Here is a 16,837-nt window from a genome sequence, read left to right as displayed (position 1 = left end):
CGAAAGACGCGCGGGCACGCAAGGACCAGGAGCCCAGATGACCGCGCAGCCCCTCCCGGACACAATCGACGCGACGCGCGCCCTGCTCGACGGCCAGGGCTATGTCGCCGACCGCTCGCTGGCGACCGTGCTGCTGCTGGCGCTGAAGCTGAAACGGCCGCTGTTCCTGGAAGGCGAGGCCGGCGTCGGCAAGACCGAGATCGCCAAGGTGCTGTCGCAGGCGCTGGGGCGCGAGCTGATCCGCCTGCAATGCTACGAGGGGCTGGACGTCTCCACCGCCGTCTACGAATGGAACTACGCCGCGCAGATGGTCGAGATCCGCGTGTCGGAAGCCGCCGGCGACACCGATCACGATGAATTGTCCAGATCGGTCTTCGCCGAACGCTTCCTGATCAAGCGCCCGGTGCTGAAGGCGCTGGAGCCGTCGCTCGCCGGTCCGCCGGTGTTCCTGATCGACGAGCTCGACCGGGCCGACGAGGCCTTCGAGGCCTTCCTGCTGGAAGTGCTGTCGGACAACCAGGTGACGATCCCGGAACTGGGCACCATCCGCGCGCAGGAGCCGCCCATCGTCATCATCACCACCAACCGCACCCGCGAGATCCACGACGCGCTGAAGCGGCGCTGCCTCTACCACTGGGTCGACTATCCGGACGCGGAGCGCGAGCTGGAGATCGTCCGCCGCAAGGTGCCGGGCGCCGGCGAGCGGCTGGCGAGCGAACTCGTCGCCTTCGTGCAGGCGCTGCGCACCGACGAGGACCTGTTCAAGCAGCCGGGCGTCGCCGAGACGCTGGACTGGGCGACCGCGCTGACCGAGCTGGACCAGATCGCGCTCGACCCGGACATGGTGTCCGACACGCTGGGCGTGCTGCTGAAATACCAGGACGACATCGAGCGCGTGCGCGGCTCGCGCGCCCGCAAGATCATCGAGGACATCCAGCGCGACCACGACCGCAGGGCAAGCGGGCAGGACTGAGCCGATGACCGACGACCTCGCGACGCTGCAAGAGCAGGCCGGCGGGCGCATCGCCGACAATATCGTGCAGTTCGCCCGGACCCTGCGCCGCGCCGGCCTGCCGGTCGGCCCGGCCAGCGTCGTCGATGCGGTGCGCGCGGTGGAGGTCGCCGGCCTGCGCAGCCGCGAGGACCTCTATTGGACGCTGCACGCGGTCTTCGTGCGCAAGCGCGAGCAGCGCGCCGTCTTCGACGAGGCCTTCCGCATCTACTGGCGCTCGCGCGGGCTGATCGAGAAGCTGCTGTCGATCCTCTCGCCGGTGGCGCCGGCACGCGCCGCGCCGGACAAGCCCAAGGCCGGCCAGACCCGCGTCGCCCAGGCGTTTCAGGCAACGCGCGAACGCCAGCCGCAGCACGAGCGCGAGGAAGTGGTGGTCGACGCCCGCTTCACCGTGTCGGGCCGCGAACTGCTGCAGCGCAAGGACTTCGCCCAGATGAACGCGGCCGAGATCCGCGCCGCCAAGGACGCGCTGCGGAGGATGGTGCTGCCGATGGAGAAGGTGCGGCTGCGCCGGCTGGTCAGCGCCCCGCGCGGGCGCATCGACCCGCGCCGGACCTTGCGCGCCTCGCTGCGCACCGGCGGCGACATGATCGAGCTGCGCCACCGGCGCCACGACCTGAAGCGCCCGCCGATCGTCGCGCTTTGCGACATTTCCGGCTCGATGAGCCAGTACACCCGCATCCTGCTGCATTTCATGCATGCGCTGACCGAGGAGCGGCGCAACGTCCACACCTTCCTGTTCGGCACCAGGCTGACCAATGTCACGCGGCAATTGCGGATGAAGGACCCGGACGAGGCGCTCGCCGCCTGCACCCAAGGGGTGGAGGACTGGTCGGGCGGCACCCGCATCGCCACCGCGCTCGCCGCCTTCAACCGGCACTGGTCGCGCCGGGTGCTGTCCGGCGGGCCGATCGTGCTGCTCGTCACCGACGGGCTGGAGCGCGACAGCGACGAGGACCTGGAACGCGAGATCGACCGGCTGCACCGCTCCTGCCGCCGGCTGATCTGGCTGAACCCGCTCCTGCGCTTCGAGGGGTTCGAGGCGCGGGCGAGAGGCGTGCGGGCGATGCTGCCGCATGTCGACGAGTTCCGCGCCGTGCATTCGCTGGAGGCGGTGGCGGACCTGTGCACCGCGCTCAGTGGCGGGCGCGGGCGCGGCGGCCAGATGACCGATCCGCGCGCCTGGCTGCGCCGGGCAGACGCGCATGCGGCGCAGGACACGGCGCGGCTGGCGGCGCCCTGACCCGTTACCCGAAGTCCCGCTACCCGAAGACCCGTTACCCGAAGATCAGGCGCCAGACCAGCGGCACCAGCAGCGCCGTGGCGATGGCATTGAGCCCCATGGCAAGGCTGGAAAAGGCGCCGGCGGTCTCGTTGACCAGCAGCGCGCGCGAGGTGCCGATGCCATGGGCGGCCGTGCCGATGGCAAAGCCGCGCGCCCGCCAGTCGCGAATGCGCGCCAGATCCAGCACCAGCGGCCCGAGCGCCGCGCCGAGGATGCCGGTGAGGATGACGAGGACGGCGGTGAGCGAGGGTAGCCCGCCGAGCGGCTCGGCAATGCCCATGGCAACCGGCGCGGTGGCGGATTTCGGCGCCAGCGAGGCCAGCGTCTGGCGCGAGGCGCCGAGCAGCGAGGCGACCGCCAGCGCCGAGAGCGCGGCGGTGAGCGAGCCGGCCAGCAGGCTGACGCCGATGGCCAGCGCCGAGCGGCGCACCCGCGCGAACTGGCGGTAGAGCGGAATGGCGAGCGCCACCGTCGCCGGCCCCAGCAAAAAGTGCACGAACTTGGCGCCGTCGAAATAGACCGGATAGGCGGTGCCGCTGACAAGCAGCACGGCGCCGATCAGCAGCACCGCGACCAGCACCGGATTGACCAGGGGGTGAAAGCCGGCCCGGCGGTAGAGGAAAAAGCCGACCTGATAGGCGGCAAGGGTGAGCGTCAGCGCGGCAAGCGGGCTCGCCGAGAGATAGACCCAGATCTGCGACAGCGGCTCGCTCATGGCGCGCCTGCCTCGGGACCGGAGGGGCCGTCCGCCTCCCGCCGCGCCAGCCGGCTCATGACAAGGCCGGTGACCAGCACCGTCAGCAAGGTGGAGACGACGAGCGCGGCGGTGATCGCCAGCCCCTCGCGCCCGATCAGGCCGAGATGCACGACGACGCCGACGCCGGCCGGCACGAAGAGCAGCGCAAGGTTCTTCAAGAGCGCATCGCCGACCCGGCCGAGATCCTCCCCCACCCCGCCGCGGACGGCGAGCAGCAGGAACAGAAGGATCATGCCGAGCACCGGCCCCGGCACCGGCAGCCCGCTCGCCGTGACCGCAAGTTCGCCGGCAAGCTGGCAGCACAATATCAGCGTCAGGGCCCCGATCATTCGCCCGATCCCCAATCTTCGATCCGCACACAGTGCTCCCCCACAGTGCCCCACAGTGCAGGCCCGCCGAACCGCCGGCAAGGCCCGCGCGCGCGGCGCGCCGCTGTCGCAGGGGAAGCGGAAGGTTCTCGGGAAAATTACGTAAATGTGAACAGTCGAGAGAAGGCAGAGCCGGGAGAAGGACTTGATCGCACCAAGACCGTCGCCATGTCTTTGTCAGCGAAAGCGGAGAAAGCGCAGACAGATCGCTGGACGGACGAGATGCGACTGACCGAGCCCCATGACCCTGCCCGACCCCGGCGCGCGCGGCTGATGCTGCCGGCGCTGATCGTCTTCGTGCTCGGCGCCGCGACCTTGATGGTGCTCGGCGCCGGCCTCGTCGACATGACGCGCAAGGACGCGACGCTGGCCCGGCCGATGGAGACGGCGCCCCCGGCGCGGCTCGGCTGACGGAAGCGTCAGTTGACCGCGATCAGTTGACGGCAATCACCGGCGTGTTGACGCCGACCCGGCGGAACAGGTCGGCGATGTCGCGATTGTGCATGCGGATGCAGCCATAGGAGACCGGACGGCCGATGGAGTCCGGCCGGTTGGTGCCGTGGATGGCGTATTCGCCCCCGGCGAGCGTCATCGCGGCAACGCCCATCGGATTGTTCGGCGCCCCGCCCGCGATCACCGCCGGCAGATGCGGCAGGTCGCGCTTGACGTCGGCGGGCGGTGCCCAGGCCGGACGCACATGCATGCCGGTGATATAGGTGCGCCCCGCCCAGGCCTTGCCGCGCTTGCCCACGGCCACCGAATAGCGCAGGGCGGTGCCGCCCGGCTGCACCAGATAGAGCCGCTTCTCGCTGTTGCGGATGACGATGGTGCCCGGCGCGACACGGGCGTCGGCAAAGGCGACGAGCTCCGGCGCGGCCCATGCCGAATGGCTCCACAGCGCCACCCCGATCGCCATGTAGATGGCGACCATCCCCCAGACCACTCTGCCCATCGCCCACTCCGGTATTGGTTTACCGATTATTTACGCATTGGCGCACGCGGTTAAAGGGTTTACGGGAATCGCCGCCGCGAATCGATTCGCATGGTTACCGGTTAAGGTTTACGCGCCGGCCGATCTTGAGGTCCGAAACACGAAAAACCCCGCCCGGACGAACCGGGCGGGGCGAAAATCCGCAGTGAGCCGAAAGGCTTACTGCAGGTAGTCGTAGTTGCCGTCCTTCCACTCGTAGAAGACGTAGCCCGGCAGGGTCACGTCGCCGACGTCGTTGAAGGAGAGGTTGCCGAGAACGGTGGCGAACTCCATCTCGTTCAGCTTGCCGACCACCGCGTCGAAGTCGGTGGAACCGGCGGCCTTGGCGGCCTCGGCCCAAGCCTGGATCGCGGCATAGGTGTAGAGCGAGTAGCCCTCGGCGGTGCGGCCGGCGGCCTCGAGCGCGGCGACGACCGGCGCGGCGACCTCGTTCTTGCGCGGATCCGGCGAGAAGGTCATCAGCGTGCCGGCACCGACGTCGCCGGTGATCGACCAGTACTCGTCGGTGACCAGCGCGTCGCCGGAGACGAGGATGGTGCTCATGCCCTGCTCGGCCATCTGGCGCTTGATGAGGCCGGCTTCCGTGTGGTAGCCGCCGACATAAAGCACGTCGATGTTCTCGGACTTCAGCTTGGAGACGAGCGCGGTGTAGTCCTTCTCGCCGGCCGTATAGGCCTCATAGAGGGCTTCCTGCTTGCCGGCCTCGTTCATGTACTTCTTGGTCTCGTCGGCAAGGCCTTTGCCGTAGGCGGTCTTGTCGTGGATGATGGCGATGTTCTTGTCGCCGAACTTCTCGGCGAGGAAGGCACCGGCCACCTGGCCCTGCTGGTCGTCACGGCCGCAGGTGCGGAACACGCCCGGACCCGGACGCTCATCGGTGAACTTCGGGTTGGTCGAGGCCGGAGAGATCTGGACGATGCCCTCCTCGGCATAGACCTGGCTGGCCGGGATCGACGAACCCGAGCAGAAGTGGCCGGCGACGAAGACGACGCCCGAGCCGACGAACTGGTTGGCGACCGCCACGGCCTGCTTCGGATCGCAGGCATCGTCGCCGACCTGCAGCACCAGCTTCTCGCCGTTGATGCCGCCCGCCGCGTTGATGTCCTCGATCGCCTGCTCGGCGCCCGCCTTCATCTGCGCGCCGAACGAGGCGTACTGGCCGGTCATCGGACCGGCGGTCGCGATGACGATGTCGGCCATCGCCGCGCTCGACAGGCCGAGGCCCGCGACGGTGGCAACGCTCGCCAAAAGAAGCTTCTTCATAAGGTACTCTCCCCTTGCTCCAGATGCATTCCCGGTCCACCCCGGACCGGTGCTGAACCACTCTGGTCGTGCGGGCTTTGCGCCCGCTGCCGCCCCTTCCGGAGCGGCCATGTACCGAAACACTATCGCCTTTTTCGGCAAAGTCGAGCGTTTCGGATTCCGCGGCGGAAAGGCGCACCCTCCCGCAAAACGTGCCCTGTCAGGCGATGCGGTCGTCCGCTCCCGGACGCAGCCGCCAGCCGAACGGGCTGGTCTTCTCGTAGAGCCAGCGATACTGGCTGGTCATCTGGTTGGTGCGCGTCACCCGCCAGCCGGCGAGCGCCAGCGCCACCAGATAGGCGAAGGCGATCAGCCAGTGCTGCACCGACAGCAGCGTGCCGCCATAGAGCGCGAAGCTGAGGAAGCGCACCGCCAGCGACAGCAGGAAAATGAACCAGACCAGGACGAACAGCGGACGCCAGGTCAGCGCGCAGGCCCGGCCCGTGGACCAGGCGGCGGCGCCGCCGAGCGCCAGGGTCAGGATGATGAAGCCCGCAAGGGTCGTGTCATAGAGGAATCCCATCAGGACCTCCCGTTGGCCGCCGGCCCGCCCCCATGGGGCGCAGGTGCCGGCGAGAATGAGAACACGGGTTCCGGCCGCCGGGCCGAGGCGCCGGCGGCCGCCGGATCAATGCCTGCCGCCCTCGAGATAGGCCGCCTTGACCTCTTCCCTCGACAGCAGCTCCTTGCCGGTGCCCGACATGGTGATGACGCCGTTGACCATCACATAGCCGCGATGCGCCAGCTTGAGGGCGTGATAAGCGTTCTGCTCGACCAGGAAGACGGTGAGGCCCTCGCTGCGGTTGAGCTCGGCGATGGCGTCGAAGATCTGCTTGACGATCAGCGGCGCCAGGCCGAGGGACGGCTCGTCCAGCAGCAGCAGCCGCGGCCGGCCCATCAGGGCGCGGGCGATCGCCAGCATCTGCTGCTCGCCGCCCGACAGCGTGCCGCCGCGCTGCTCCCGCCGCTCCTTGAGACGGGGGAACAGGGCGAAGACCTTTTCCAGATCGCCGGAAAAGTGCTTCGGGTCGACCACCGCCGCGCCCATCTGCAGGTTCTCCATCACCGACATGCGCGGGAAGATGCGGCGACCTTCCGGCGACTGGGCGATGTCCATCCGCATGATCTCGTGCGTCGGCATGCGGGTGATGTCGATGCCGTTGTAGTGGATCGAGCCGTTGCGCGCCTGCGGCGTGCCGCAGATCGTCATCATCAGGGTCGACTTGCCGGCGCCGTTGGCGCCGATCAGGGTGACGATCTCGCCCTCGTTGACATCCATGTCGACGCCGCGCAGCGCGACGATCTTGCCGTAATAAGTCTCGACACCGCGAATCTGGAGGAGGGGTTGGTTCTCGCTCACAGGCCCACCTCTTCTTCCACCTGTTCGACCTCGTCATCGGCAACGCCGAGATAGGCGGCGATGACCTTCGGGTCGTTCTTCACTTCGTCCGGCGTGCCGTCGGAGATCTTCTCGCCATAATCAAGCACCACCACATGGTCGGAAATCTCCATGACCACCGACATGTCGTGCTCGATCAGCAGCACCGAGGTCTTGTGCTCGTCGCGGATGTAATGCAGCAGCGTGTTCAGCTCCGCGCTCTCGCGCGGATTGAGGCCCGCCGCCGGCTCGTCGAGGCACAGCAGCTCCGGCATGGTGCACATGGCGCGGGCGATCTCGAGCCGCCGCTGGTCGCCATAGGGCAGGTCCGCCGCCGGCGCGTCGGCCCGGTCGATCAGGTTGGTGCGCTCGAGCCAGTACTTGGCCCGCTCCACCGCGCCGGCCTCCGCCTTGCGGAAACCGCCGATGCCGAGCAGGCCGCCGACGGTGTAGCCGGAGGCCACCATCAGCGGGTTGTGCTGCGCCACCATCAGGTTTTCCAGCAAGGTCATGCCGCCGAACAGACGGATGTTCTGGAAGGTGCGCGCGACCCCGGCCTCGGCCGAGATCTTGAAGTCGGGCATCCGCTCCAGCAGGTAGTGCTCGCCGGTGTGGCGCTTCATGGTGATGCGCCCCTCGGTCGGCTTGTAGAAGCCGGTGGCGCAGTTGAAGACCGTGGTCTTGCCGGCGCCGTTGGGTCCGATCAGGGCGGTGATGTCGCCGCGCCCGACATTGAACGAGAGGTCGTGCACCGCGATCAGGCCGCCGAAGCGCATGGTCACGTGTTCGATGCGAAGAACGGGATCGTTGTTCCAGCGGGTCATCCGTGGCCCTCCTGAACCAGATCGGCGGAAATGCCCTTGGCCTTCTTGCGGTCAAGCGCGATGGAGGGAGCGCGGGTCGAGATCAGGCCGCGCGGCTTCCACACCATGATGACGACCATCAACAGGCCGAACACCAGCATCCGGTACTCCTCGAACTGACGGAAGAACTCGAAGCCGCCGATCATCACCACCGCGGCGATGACGACGCCGATCTGCGAGCCGAGGCCGCCGAGCACGACGATCGCCAGGATCACCGCCGATTCGATGAAGGTGAAGCTCTCCGGCGACACGAAGCCCTGGCGGGTGGCGAAGAAGGAGCCCGCGAAGCCGCCGAACATGGCGCCGATCGCGAAGGCGGTCAGCTTGGTGTTGGTGGTGTTGATGCCGAGCGAGCGGCAGGCGATCTCGTCCTCGCGCAAGGCCTCCCAGGCCCGCCCGACCGGCAGCTTGCGCAGCCGCATGGTGACGAAATTGGTCACCAGCGCCATCACCAGGATCAGGTAGTAGAGGAAGACGATGCGGTGGATGGAGTTGAACTCCAGCCCGAAGAAGTGGGCAAAGCCGCCCTCGCCGCGCTCGAACTCCAGGCCGAAGAAGCTGGGACGGGGAATGCCGGAGAGCCCGTTCGGCCCGCCGGTGAACTCGTACCAGTTGAGCAGCACCACGCGGATGATCTCGCCGAAGGCCAGCGTCACGATGGCGAGATAGTCGCCCCGCAGACGCAGCACCGGGAAGCCGAGGATGATGCCCCAGAAGGCGGCGAGGATGCCCGCGAGCGGCAGGCAGATCCAGAACGAAAAGCCGAAATACTGGGCCAGCAGCGCGTAGGAATAGGCGCCGACCGCGTAGAAGGCGACATAGCCGAGGTCGAGCAGGCCGGCGAGGCCGACCACGATGTTGAGCCCCCAGCCGAGCATCACATAGGTGGTGACGAGGATCGCCAGGTCCAGATACTGCCGCGAGCCGCGCGTGCCGAGGAAATACATCAGCAGGAACGGCAGGGTCACGGCGAGCAGGAACAGCAGCGGCGTGATCAGGTGGGAGAAGCGGGAGGCGGACGCCTGGCTGGGCACCAGCCCGCTCAGGAAGCCGGTGACCGGCCTCTCGCTCTTCCAGACGAAGAGATTGAGCGCCAACCGGCCGAAGAAGACGATGCCGACGGCGATGGCGACGGCGCTCCAGCGGTACTGGATCGACAGTCCGCCGATCCCGACCTCGGTCTTCATGCCGATGAGCATGGCGAACAGGCCGAAGGCGACCAGCGCGCCCAGGGCGGCGTCCTTCACGGAGCCGGCGAGCAAATCCTGTTTCTGTGCGGCCATGGTCTCAGACCTTCTCGACTTCGGGTTTGCCCAGGAGCCCCTCGGGCATGAAGATCAGCACGATGGCAAGGATCGAGAACGCGGCGACATCCTTGTATTCAAGGGAGAAGTAGCCGGACCAGAAGGTCTCGATGAGGCCGATCAGCAGACCGCCGAGCATGGCGCCGGGCAGCGAGCCGATGCCGCCGAGCACGGCCGCGGTGAAGGCCTTAACGCCGGCCAGGAAGCCGATATAGAAGTCGATGACGCCATAATAGAGCAGGAACATCAGGCCGGCGACGGCGGCCAGCGACGCACCCATGACGAAGGTCAGCGAGATCGTCCGGTCGACATTGACGCCGAGCAGCGCCGCCATCTTGCGGTCCTGTTCGCAGGCCCGCTGGGCGCGGCCGAGCGGCGTCCTGGTGATCAGGAAGGTGAAGCCGGCCATCAGCAGCACCGTCGCGACGATGATCAGGATCTGCATATAGCTGATCTGGACGACGAAATTGCCGCCGGGACCGACCGTCTCCCACAGCTTGATGTTGCCGCCCAGCAGCGGCTGCAGCGGCTTGGTGCGCGCGCCCTGCGAGATCTGCACGAAGTTCTGCAGCGCGATCGAGGCGCCGATGGCGGTGATCAGCGGCGCCAGGCGGAAGGAGCCGCGCAGCGGCCGGTAGGCGATCCGCTCCACCGTCCAGCCCCAGACGGCGGTCAGCGCCATGGCGATGACCAGCACCAGGCCGAGCGCCAGGATCAGCAGCAGCAAGGGCGTCGCCGCGGTGATGCCGAGCGCGATGATGACGATGAGCGCGATGAAGGATCCGACCATGAAGATATCTCCATGGGCGAAGTTGATCATGCCGATGATCCCGTAGACCATCGTGTAGCCAATGGCGATCAGGCCGTAGATCGACCCGAGCGTTACGCCATTGATCAATTGCTGGATAAAGTAGTCCATAGGCCCTGTGGTCCCCCTGAAGGACTGGCGGCTTCGCCGTTCTCAGTCCGCAGCACCGCCGACAGCGCGGCTGTGCATGATGTCATTTCCTTACCAAGCCCCTGTGGGCGGCACAATTCCCCTCGAAATCCGGCACTTAGAAAAGAACATCTTTCCTCTTGCCCGGCAAACGGAATGCGATTGTTCCTCCACTGCGCCGCAAGGCGTCCCCGCGCGGAAAATACCGTCCGGCGACGCGCCGCGGCGCGCGAGGCGCGCCCGGCAGGAAGCGGACAGATCCATGGCGGGACATCGAAGCGGCTGCGTGGCTCCTCCCTGCGCACCGTTAACGTTGGGGAAAAAAGTCACAAGGAAACGACAGTTTCAATTGAAACTTACCGACATGATCGTTAGAAAATCTAACGATGAGCAATGCTCCCCTCCCTCCCCTCAATGCGCTCAGGGCCTTGGCCGCCCTCGCCCAGACCGGCCGGGTCGGCCTGGCCGCCGACGAACTCGGCGTCACCCATGCCGCCGTCAGCCATCATCTGCGCAATCTGGAGGACTGGTTCGGCGTCGCCTTGGTCCGGCGCGTCGGACGCCGCGTCGAGCTGACGGCGGAGGCCGAGCGCATCGCCGACGCGACCCAGGGCGCGCTGCAGCGCATCGGCGAGGTCTGCCACGACGTGCTGGAAACGGTGCGCCGGCCGGAACTGTCCATCGCCTGCGTGCCCTCCTTCGGCACGCGCTACCTGATCCCCCGTCTCGTCGACTTCGCGGAAGTGGCGCCGAACCTGCGGCTCAGCCTGCTCTACGCCCAGCACGGGCTGGCGCAGGACGCCGACATTTCGATCGACTGGTTCGACACGCCGCCGGTGGCCGACCGCTACGCGGTGCGGCTGCGGCTCCTGTCCGGCCACACGCGGCCGGTCTGCAGCCCGGCGCATCTCGCCGCGCACGGCCCCTTCGACACGCCGGAAAAGCTGGCCGGCGCCCGCCTGCTGCACGACGAGACCCGCAAGGACTGGCGCGACTGGCTGGCGGAAAACGGCCTGCCGCAGGACCTCGCCGGCCAGGGCCCGGTGTTCAGCGACTTCAACCTTTTGGTCAGCGCCGTCGTCGCCGGCCACGGGGTGGCGCTCTGCGTCGAAACGATGATCGAGGCGGAGCTGCAGCGCGGCGACCTGATCCCGCTCACCGACACGCTGGGCAGCCGCGACCGCGGCTACTGGCTGACCGCCACCCAGCCGCCGGGACCGGCCGCCCAGAGCTTCATCGCATGGATCGCCGAGCGCATGCCCGGCGGCGTCGCCGGCACGCCGGACCCCGGACGCGCCGAAAATCCGCGCACCGCCCCGTGAAACCACTTCGAAACCGCCCTAGGTTAGCATCACGCTTGAAAGGCGCAGGCCTTGGCGCAGCAACAGGGACGGGCACGGTCGGGCCATCAGCATGGCCGCTAGGACCGGAGGGGACGACATGACGAACAGCTCGGCCTTCAGGACGGGAGGCATCGGCGGCGACGGCCCCCAGGCCGTCGACCGCTTCGCCTTTCGCGAGGCGATGAGCCGGCTCGGCGCCGCCGTCCACATCGCCACCACCGACGGGCCGGCCGGACGCGGCGGCACCACCGTCTCGGCCGTCACCTCGGTCTCCGACGCCCCGCCGACGGTGCTGGTCTGCGTCAACCGCCAGGCCCGCATCAACGCGGCGATCAAGACGAATGGCCTCTTCGCCATCAACACGCTGCCGGCCGAGGCGCAGGAGCTGTCCGACGCCTTCGCCGGCAAGGGCGACCTTGCCTTCGACGACCGATTCGCGCTGGCCGACTGGCACAGGCTGGTGACCGGCTCGCCGATCCTGCGCGGCGCCCGCGTCGCGCTCGACTGCCGGGTGACCGAGGTCAGCGAGATCGGCACCCATTCGGTGATCTTCGGCGAGATCGTCGGCATCGAGCTCGGCGCGCGCGGGCCGGCGCTGATCTATCTCGACCGCGCCTATCACCGCATCTGACGCGCCCCAACCGGACGAGGCTTCCTTGCGCAACCTGATCACCGACGTGCCGGGCCTTGCGGTCGGCAACGCCTCCTGCGAGCGCCTGAAATCCGGCGTCACGGTACTCACTGCCGACGCGCCGCTGCGCGCTTCCGTGGCGATCCATGGCGGGGCGCCGGGCACCCGCGAGGCGGCGCTGCTCGATCCGCGCTTCACGGTGGAGAGCGTCGATGCCTTGGTGCTGTCGGGCGGCTCGGCCTTCGGGCTCGATGCGGCCTCCGGCGTGCAGATGGCGCTGGCAGCGCAAGGGCGCGGCTTTGCGGTGGGCACGGCGCGCGTGCCGATCGTGCCGGGGGCGATCCTCTTCGACTTGCTCAACGGCGGCGACAAGGACTGGGGCGACACCAACCCCTATGGCGCGCTCGGCCGCAAGGCGCTGGCCGCAGCCGCGCCCGACTTCGAGATCGGCAGCCATGGCGCCGGCGCCGGCGCGACGACGGCAACGCTGAAAGGCGGCCTCGGCTCGGCCTCGGCCCGGCTGTCCTCAGGGGCGACGATCGGCGCGCTGGTCGCGGTCAATGCGCTCGGCAGCGCGGTGCTGGGCGAGGGCCCGCATTTCTGGGCCGCGCCCTTCGAGAAGGGGGACGAGTTCGGCGGCCTCGGCTGGCCGGCGGCACTGCCCGCCCTGCCCGGCCGGCCGCGCACCAAGCTCGACGGCCTCAGCGAGGGCGCCAACACCACCATCGCCATCATCGCGACGGATCTGGCGCTCTCCAAGGCCGAGCTGCAGCGGCTGGCGGTCGCGACCCATGACGGCTTCGCCCGCGCCCTGTGGCCGGCGCATACGCCGCTCGACGGCGACCTGATCTTCGCAGCCTCGACGGCGGCGCGCGAGATGCGCGATCCCCTCGCCGAGACGGTGGAGATCGGCGCGGTTGCCGCCGCGGTGATGAGCCGGGCGATCGCCCGCGCGGTCCATGCGGCCAGCCCCGCCCCCGGCGACCTGCTCCCGACCTGGACTGAGCGCTTCGGCGGAAAGAGCTGAAGGAGCGGCGGATTACTCCGCCGCCTCCAGGATCGGAGCGCCCTCGCCCTCCGGCGCGAGTTGGGCCAGCAGCGCCGCGCGCCGGGCCATCGCCTTGGCGTGGTTCGCCTCCTTCACCGGCCCGAAGCCGCGCACCGTGTCGGCAATGCGGGCAAGCTCCACCAACAGGCCGTAATTCGCCGTGCCGACGAGACCGGCGATGCGCCCGGCATCGGCAAGGCAGAGGCTGGCGAACTCCCGCTCCATCCGCCGCTCTTCGGTGCGGCCGAACGGATCGAAGGCGGTGCCGCGCAGGCGCTTCGCCCTCGCCAGCAGGCGGAAGGCGGTGAAGATCCACGGGCCGAAGGCGATCTTGCGCGGACGCCCGGTGCGCGCGTCGAGCGTGCGCGAGATCAGCGGCGGCGCCAGCAGCACCTTGAGCTTGCGCGGGGTGTCGAACTGCGCCTCCAGCCGGGCGCGGAAGTCGGGCTGCGAATAGAGCCGCGCGACCTCGTACTCGTCCTTGTAGGCCATCGCCCGGTAAAGCCCCTCGGCGAGCGTGCGCGTCAGCCGCAAAGTGCCGTTGCCGGCGCGCTCGTCGGCGGCGCGCACCTTCGCCACCGCCTCGCGGAAGCGCTGCGCATACGCCTCGTCCTGATAGGCGGCAAGCTCGCGGGCGAGGAAGGCGATCCGCGTGTCGAGATCCATGTCCGCGGCCGGGTCGACGGCATTGGCCGCCGGCAGCGCCGACAGGATCTTCTCCGGTGCCGCGAACAGCACCCGGCCGGCATGGAAGGCGGAGAGATTCTTCTCCACCGCCGCGCCGTTGAGACGGATGGCGGTGTCGAGCGCGGAGGTCGAAAGCGGCAGGCGGCCGGCCTGATGCGCCATGCCGACCAGCATCATGTTGGCATAGATCGCATCGCCGAACAGCGCCTCGGCGATGCGGGCGATGTCATGGCCGGCGAACAGCGGGCAGGCCTCCTCCAGCGTCTTCAGCATCCGCGCCTCGTCGAAGGACAGCGTCTGCTTCATCACGAACTCGGCCGTCGGCGCGACGCGGGAATTGGCGAAGCCCGCCGTGCGCTGCCGGTCGATCAGCGCAAGCTGCTCGGCATTGGTCGCCACCACCATGTCGGAGGCGAGCAGCACGTCGAGGCTGGCGGTCGGGATGCGCGGCCCCTCGATGGCCCGGTCCGCGGTGGAAAAGCGCAGATGCGAGGTCACCGGGCCGCCCTTCTGGGCAAGGCCGGTCATGTCCAGCGTCGAGGCCTGCTTGCCGTCGACATGCGCGGCCATGGCGAGCACCGCCGCCGTGGTGGTGACGCCGGCCCCGCCAATGCCGGCGATCAACAGATTGAGCGTCGTCTCCAGCCCCGCCACCTCCGCCTCGGGCAGGTCGGCGACGAGCGCTGCAAGATCGAGCCCCGCCGCCGCGGCCCGGCGCAGCGAAGCGCCCTCCACCTCGACGAAGGACGGGCAGAAGCCCTTGGCGCAGGAAAAGTCCTTGTTGCAGGACGACTGGTTGATCCGCCGCTTCTCGCCGAAGGGCGTCGCCAGCGGCTCGACGGAGATGCAGTTCGACTGCACCGAACAGTCGCCGCAGCCCTCGCAGACCCGCTCGTTGATGAAGAGGCGCATGTCCGGATCGGAGAGGCTGCCGCGCTTGCGGCGGCGGCGCTTTTCGGCCGCGCAGGTCTGGTCGTAGATCAGCACGGTGACGCCGGCGACCTGCTGCAGCTCCTCCTGCACCCGCATCAGCTCGTCGCGGTGGAACACCTCGCTGCCCGGCGCAAGGTCATGGCGGCCGAGATAGGCGTCCGGCTCTTCGCTGACGACGACGACGCGCTCGACGCCCTCGGCCTCCAACTGCCGGGTGAGCTGCGGCACGGTCAGGGTGCCGTCGACCGGCTGGCCGCCGGTCATCGCCACCGCGTCGTTGTAGAGGATCTTGTAGGTGATCGGCACCTTGGAGGCGACGGCCTGGCGGATCGCCAGGATGCCGGAGTGGAAATAGGTGCCGTCGCCGACATTGGCGAAGACATGCCTGTCGCGGGCGAAATCGGCCTGGCCGACCCACAGCACGCCCTCGCCGCCCATGGCGATCTGGCCGTCGGTGGTGCGGCCGGGGATCTCGGTCATCGCATGGCAGCCGATGCCCGGCATGGCGCGCGCGCCCTCCGGCACCACGGTGGAGGAGGAATGCGGGCAGCCGGAGCAGAAATACGGCACCCGCGCGGCGCGCTCGGCATGGCCCTGCGACCACATCACCTGCCGGTTCATCCGCTCGGCGACGGCGCGCATCTCGGCGGTGACGAAGTCATGCGGCAGGAAGGCGAGCAGCGCCGGGATGATTTCGGCGACGGCGAGTTCCAGGAGGTCGGAGAGGAAGGGGCTGCCATGCGGCGTCATCTTGCCCCAGATCGCCGGACGGGCATGGTCCGGCCAGCCATAGGCGATCTCCTTGATCTGCGGCTCGAGGAAGGCGCGCTTGTGCTCGACGACGAGCAGCCGCTCCAGCCCGCGGGCGAAATTCGACAGGCCGATCGGCTCCAGCGGCCAGGGCATCGCCACCTTGTAGAGGGCAAGGCCGATGTCGCAGGCCCGCTCCTCGGTGAGGCCGATCAGCTCGAACGCCTGGCGCAGGTCGCGATAGGCCTTGCCGGTGGCAACGATGCCGATGCGCGCCCGGCTGGCGCCGAAGGCGACGCGGTCGAGCCCGTTGGCCCGCACATAGGCGCGCGCCGCCGGAATGCGCACGTCGCGCAGCAGCCGCTCGGTCTCGAGGCGATTGCCGAGCAGCATCACCCGGTTGAGATCGTCGTGCCGGCGCGGGTCGCGGTCCTCGGGAACGACGAAATCGAGCCGCGTCGGATCGACCGAGATCGTCGCCGAGGCATCCATCGTGTCGGCAAGGCAGATCAGCCCGCTCCACAGCCCGCTGAAGCGCGACAGCGCCAGGCCGTGCAGCCCGTAGTCGAGCACGTCCTGAATGTCGGAGGGATTGAGCACCGGCATCTCGACATGCTGGAAGAAGAATTCCGACTGCGCCGGCAGGATCGAGGATTTGGCGAGATGATCATCGCCCGCCAGCGCCAGCACGCCGCCATGGGCCGCCGTGCCGCTGGCATTGGCCTGGCGCAGCACGTCGCCGGCCCGGTCGACGCCCGGCGCCTTGCCGTACCAGATGCCGAAGACGCCGTCATAGTCGCTGCCCTTGCCGTGATGGGCGACCTTCTGGCTGCCCCACACGGCGGTGGCGCCAAGCTCCTCGTTGACGCCGGGCTTGAAGATGATATCGCAAGGGGCAAGGTGACGCCTTGCGCGGGTCAGCTCGGTGTCGAAGCCGGCGAGCGGCGAGCCGCGATAGCCGGAGACGAAACCGCCGGTCTTCAGCCCGCGCGCCCGGTCGCGCCGGGACTGGTCGAGCGCGAGGCGCACGAGCGCCTGGATGCCGGTCAGGTAGACACGGCCGCGATCGGCCACATATTTGTCGTCGAGGGAGACAGAGCGCGTGATGGCGTTCATGGGACGGCCTCCTCTTCCGTCGGGGTGGGTCCGCGCAAGGGGGCCGAAAGGCCCGCGCCCGGCGCAGTCTTCTACCCTCCAATATGCTCCTTCTTCCGGTGAAATTCTGTGCTATCCTGCCGCAAACAACCC

General features: G+C 68.6%; 16 protein-coding genes. 6 read left to right on the top strand and 10 right to left on the bottom strand.

Annotated features, from left to right (window positions below; translation table 11 throughout):
* The first annotated feature begins 37 nt into the window (after nt 1-37).
* Together TSB10P1A_RS02670 and TSB10P1A_RS02665 are read left to right on the top strand one after the other, a co-directional pair.
* Entirely contained in the window at nt 38-973 is a 936-nt protein-coding gene (locus TSB10P1A_RS02670) for a MoxR family ATPase (protein WP_186386363.1), read from the top strand.
* Between the two features lie 4 nt (nt 974-977).
* Nucleotides 978-2,255 (top strand): VWA domain-containing protein, encoded by a 1,278-nt coding sequence (locus tag TSB10P1A_RS02665; RefSeq protein ID WP_186386362.1) that lies wholly within the window; start codon nt 978-980, stop codon nt 2,253-2,255.
* A 34-nt stretch (nt 2,256-2,289) separates the two neighbouring features.
* Here TSB10P1A_RS02665 and TSB10P1A_RS02660 read toward each other — a convergent pair whose 3' ends face one another.
* Together TSB10P1A_RS02660 and TSB10P1A_RS02655 are read right to left on the bottom strand one after the other, a co-directional pair.
* Entirely contained in the window at nt 2,290-3,012 is a 723-nt protein-coding gene (locus TSB10P1A_RS02660; RefSeq protein WP_186386361.1) for an LrgB family protein, read from the bottom strand.
* Nucleotides 3,009-3,383: a CidA/LrgA family protein gene (locus TSB10P1A_RS02655; RefSeq protein ID WP_186386360.1), complete on the bottom strand. Its 375-nt coding sequence runs from the start codon at nt 3,381-3,383 to the stop codon at nt 3,009-3,011. The genes TSB10P1A_RS02660 and TSB10P1A_RS02655 overlap by 4 nt, the downstream gene beginning before the upstream one ends.
* 261 nt (nt 3,384-3,644) lie before the next feature.
* Here TSB10P1A_RS02655 and TSB10P1A_RS02650 point away from each other — a divergent pair, with 261 nt between their 5' ends.
* Nucleotides 3,645-3,833: a hypothetical protein gene (locus TSB10P1A_RS02650; RefSeq protein WP_186386359.1), complete on the top strand. Its 189-nt coding sequence runs from the start codon at nt 3,645-3,647 to the stop codon at nt 3,831-3,833.
* Nucleotides 3,834-3,855: 22 nt separating this feature from the next.
* Here TSB10P1A_RS02650 and TSB10P1A_RS02645 read toward each other — a convergent pair whose 3' ends face one another.
* From TSB10P1A_RS02645 to TSB10P1A_RS02615, 7 genes are all read right to left on the bottom strand, one after another.
* Nucleotides 3,856-4,338 (bottom strand): L,D-transpeptidase, encoded by a 483-nt coding sequence (locus tag TSB10P1A_RS02645; RefSeq protein ID WP_244292946.1) that lies wholly within the window; start codon nt 4,336-4,338, stop codon nt 3,856-3,858.
* A 234-nt stretch (nt 4,339-4,572) separates the two neighbouring features.
* Nucleotides 4,573-5,676 (bottom strand): branched-chain amino acid ABC transporter substrate-binding protein, encoded by a 1,104-nt coding sequence (locus TSB10P1A_RS02640; RefSeq protein WP_186386357.1) that lies wholly within the window; start codon nt 5,674-5,676, stop codon nt 4,573-4,575.
* A gap of 199 nt (nt 5,677-5,875) precedes the next feature.
* Complete coding sequence (locus TSB10P1A_RS02635; protein WP_186386356.1) at nt 5,876-6,238, bottom strand: DUF6867 family protein; 363 nt, start codon at nt 6,236-6,238, stop codon at nt 5,876-5,878.
* A gap of 105 nt (nt 6,239-6,343) precedes the next feature.
* The gene (locus tag TSB10P1A_RS02630; protein WP_186386355.1) at nt 6,344-7,075 is read right to left on the bottom strand and encodes an ABC transporter ATP-binding protein; all 732 of its coding nucleotides are present in this window, start codon (nt 7,073-7,075) and stop codon (nt 6,344-6,346) included.
* Nucleotides 7,072-7,917, bottom strand: a complete 846-nt coding sequence (locus TSB10P1A_RS02625) for an ABC transporter ATP-binding protein (protein WP_186386354.1) — start codon at nt 7,915-7,917, stop codon at nt 7,072-7,074. Before TSB10P1A_RS02625 ends, TSB10P1A_RS02630 begins: the two co-directional genes overlap by 4 nt.
* A complete protein-coding gene (gene livM / locus TSB10P1A_RS02620; RefSeq protein ID WP_186386353.1) occupies nt 7,914-9,239 on the bottom strand; it encodes a high-affinity branched-chain amino acid ABC transporter permease LivM in 1,326 nt (441 codons plus the stop codon). The genes TSB10P1A_RS02625 and livM overlap by 4 nt, the downstream gene beginning before the upstream one ends.
* A 4-nt stretch (nt 9,240-9,243) precedes the next feature.
* Nucleotides 9,244-10,179 carry a branched-chain amino acid ABC transporter permease LivH gene (locus tag TSB10P1A_RS02615; protein WP_186386352.1) on the bottom strand — a complete coding sequence of 312 codons (936 nt, stop codon included), beginning with the start codon at nt 10,177-10,179 and terminating at the stop codon, nt 9,244-9,246.
* A gap of 404 nt (nt 10,180-10,583) precedes the next feature.
* Here TSB10P1A_RS02615 and TSB10P1A_RS02610 point away from each other — a divergent pair, with 404 nt between their 5' ends.
* The 3 genes from TSB10P1A_RS02610 (at nt 10,584) to TSB10P1A_RS02600 (ending at nt 13,198) form a co-directional block, all read left to right on the top strand.
* A complete protein-coding gene (locus tag TSB10P1A_RS02610) occupies nt 10,584-11,519 on the top strand; it encodes a LysR substrate-binding domain-containing protein (protein ID WP_186386351.1) in 936 nt (311 codons plus the stop codon).
* A gap of 118 nt (nt 11,520-11,637) precedes the next feature.
* The gene (locus tag TSB10P1A_RS02605) at nt 11,638-12,171 is read left to right on the top strand and encodes a flavin reductase (protein WP_208986999.1); all 534 of its coding nucleotides are present in this window, start codon (nt 11,638-11,640) and stop codon (nt 12,169-12,171) included.
* 25 nt (nt 12,172-12,196) lie between these two features.
* Nucleotides 12,197-13,198: a P1 family peptidase gene (locus TSB10P1A_RS02600; RefSeq protein WP_186386350.1), complete on the top strand. Its 1,002-nt coding sequence runs from the start codon at nt 12,197-12,199 to the stop codon at nt 13,196-13,198.
* A gap of 12 nt (nt 13,199-13,210) precedes the next feature.
* Here TSB10P1A_RS02600 and TSB10P1A_RS02595 read toward each other — a convergent pair whose 3' ends face one another.
* Complete coding sequence (locus TSB10P1A_RS02595) at nt 13,211-16,705, bottom strand: indolepyruvate ferredoxin oxidoreductase family protein (protein WP_186386349.1); 3,495 nt, start codon at nt 16,703-16,705, stop codon at nt 13,211-13,213.
* Nucleotides 16,706-16,837: the final 132 nt, after the last annotated feature.

Origin of the sequence: Stappia sp. TSB10P1A, from assembly GCF_900185725.1 — a bacterium.
Lineage (GTDB): Bacteria > Pseudomonadota > Alphaproteobacteria > Rhizobiales > Stappiaceae > Stappia.
Note: the sequence above shows the minus strand (reverse complement) of the source record. Positions and strands in the feature narration are given on the sequence as shown.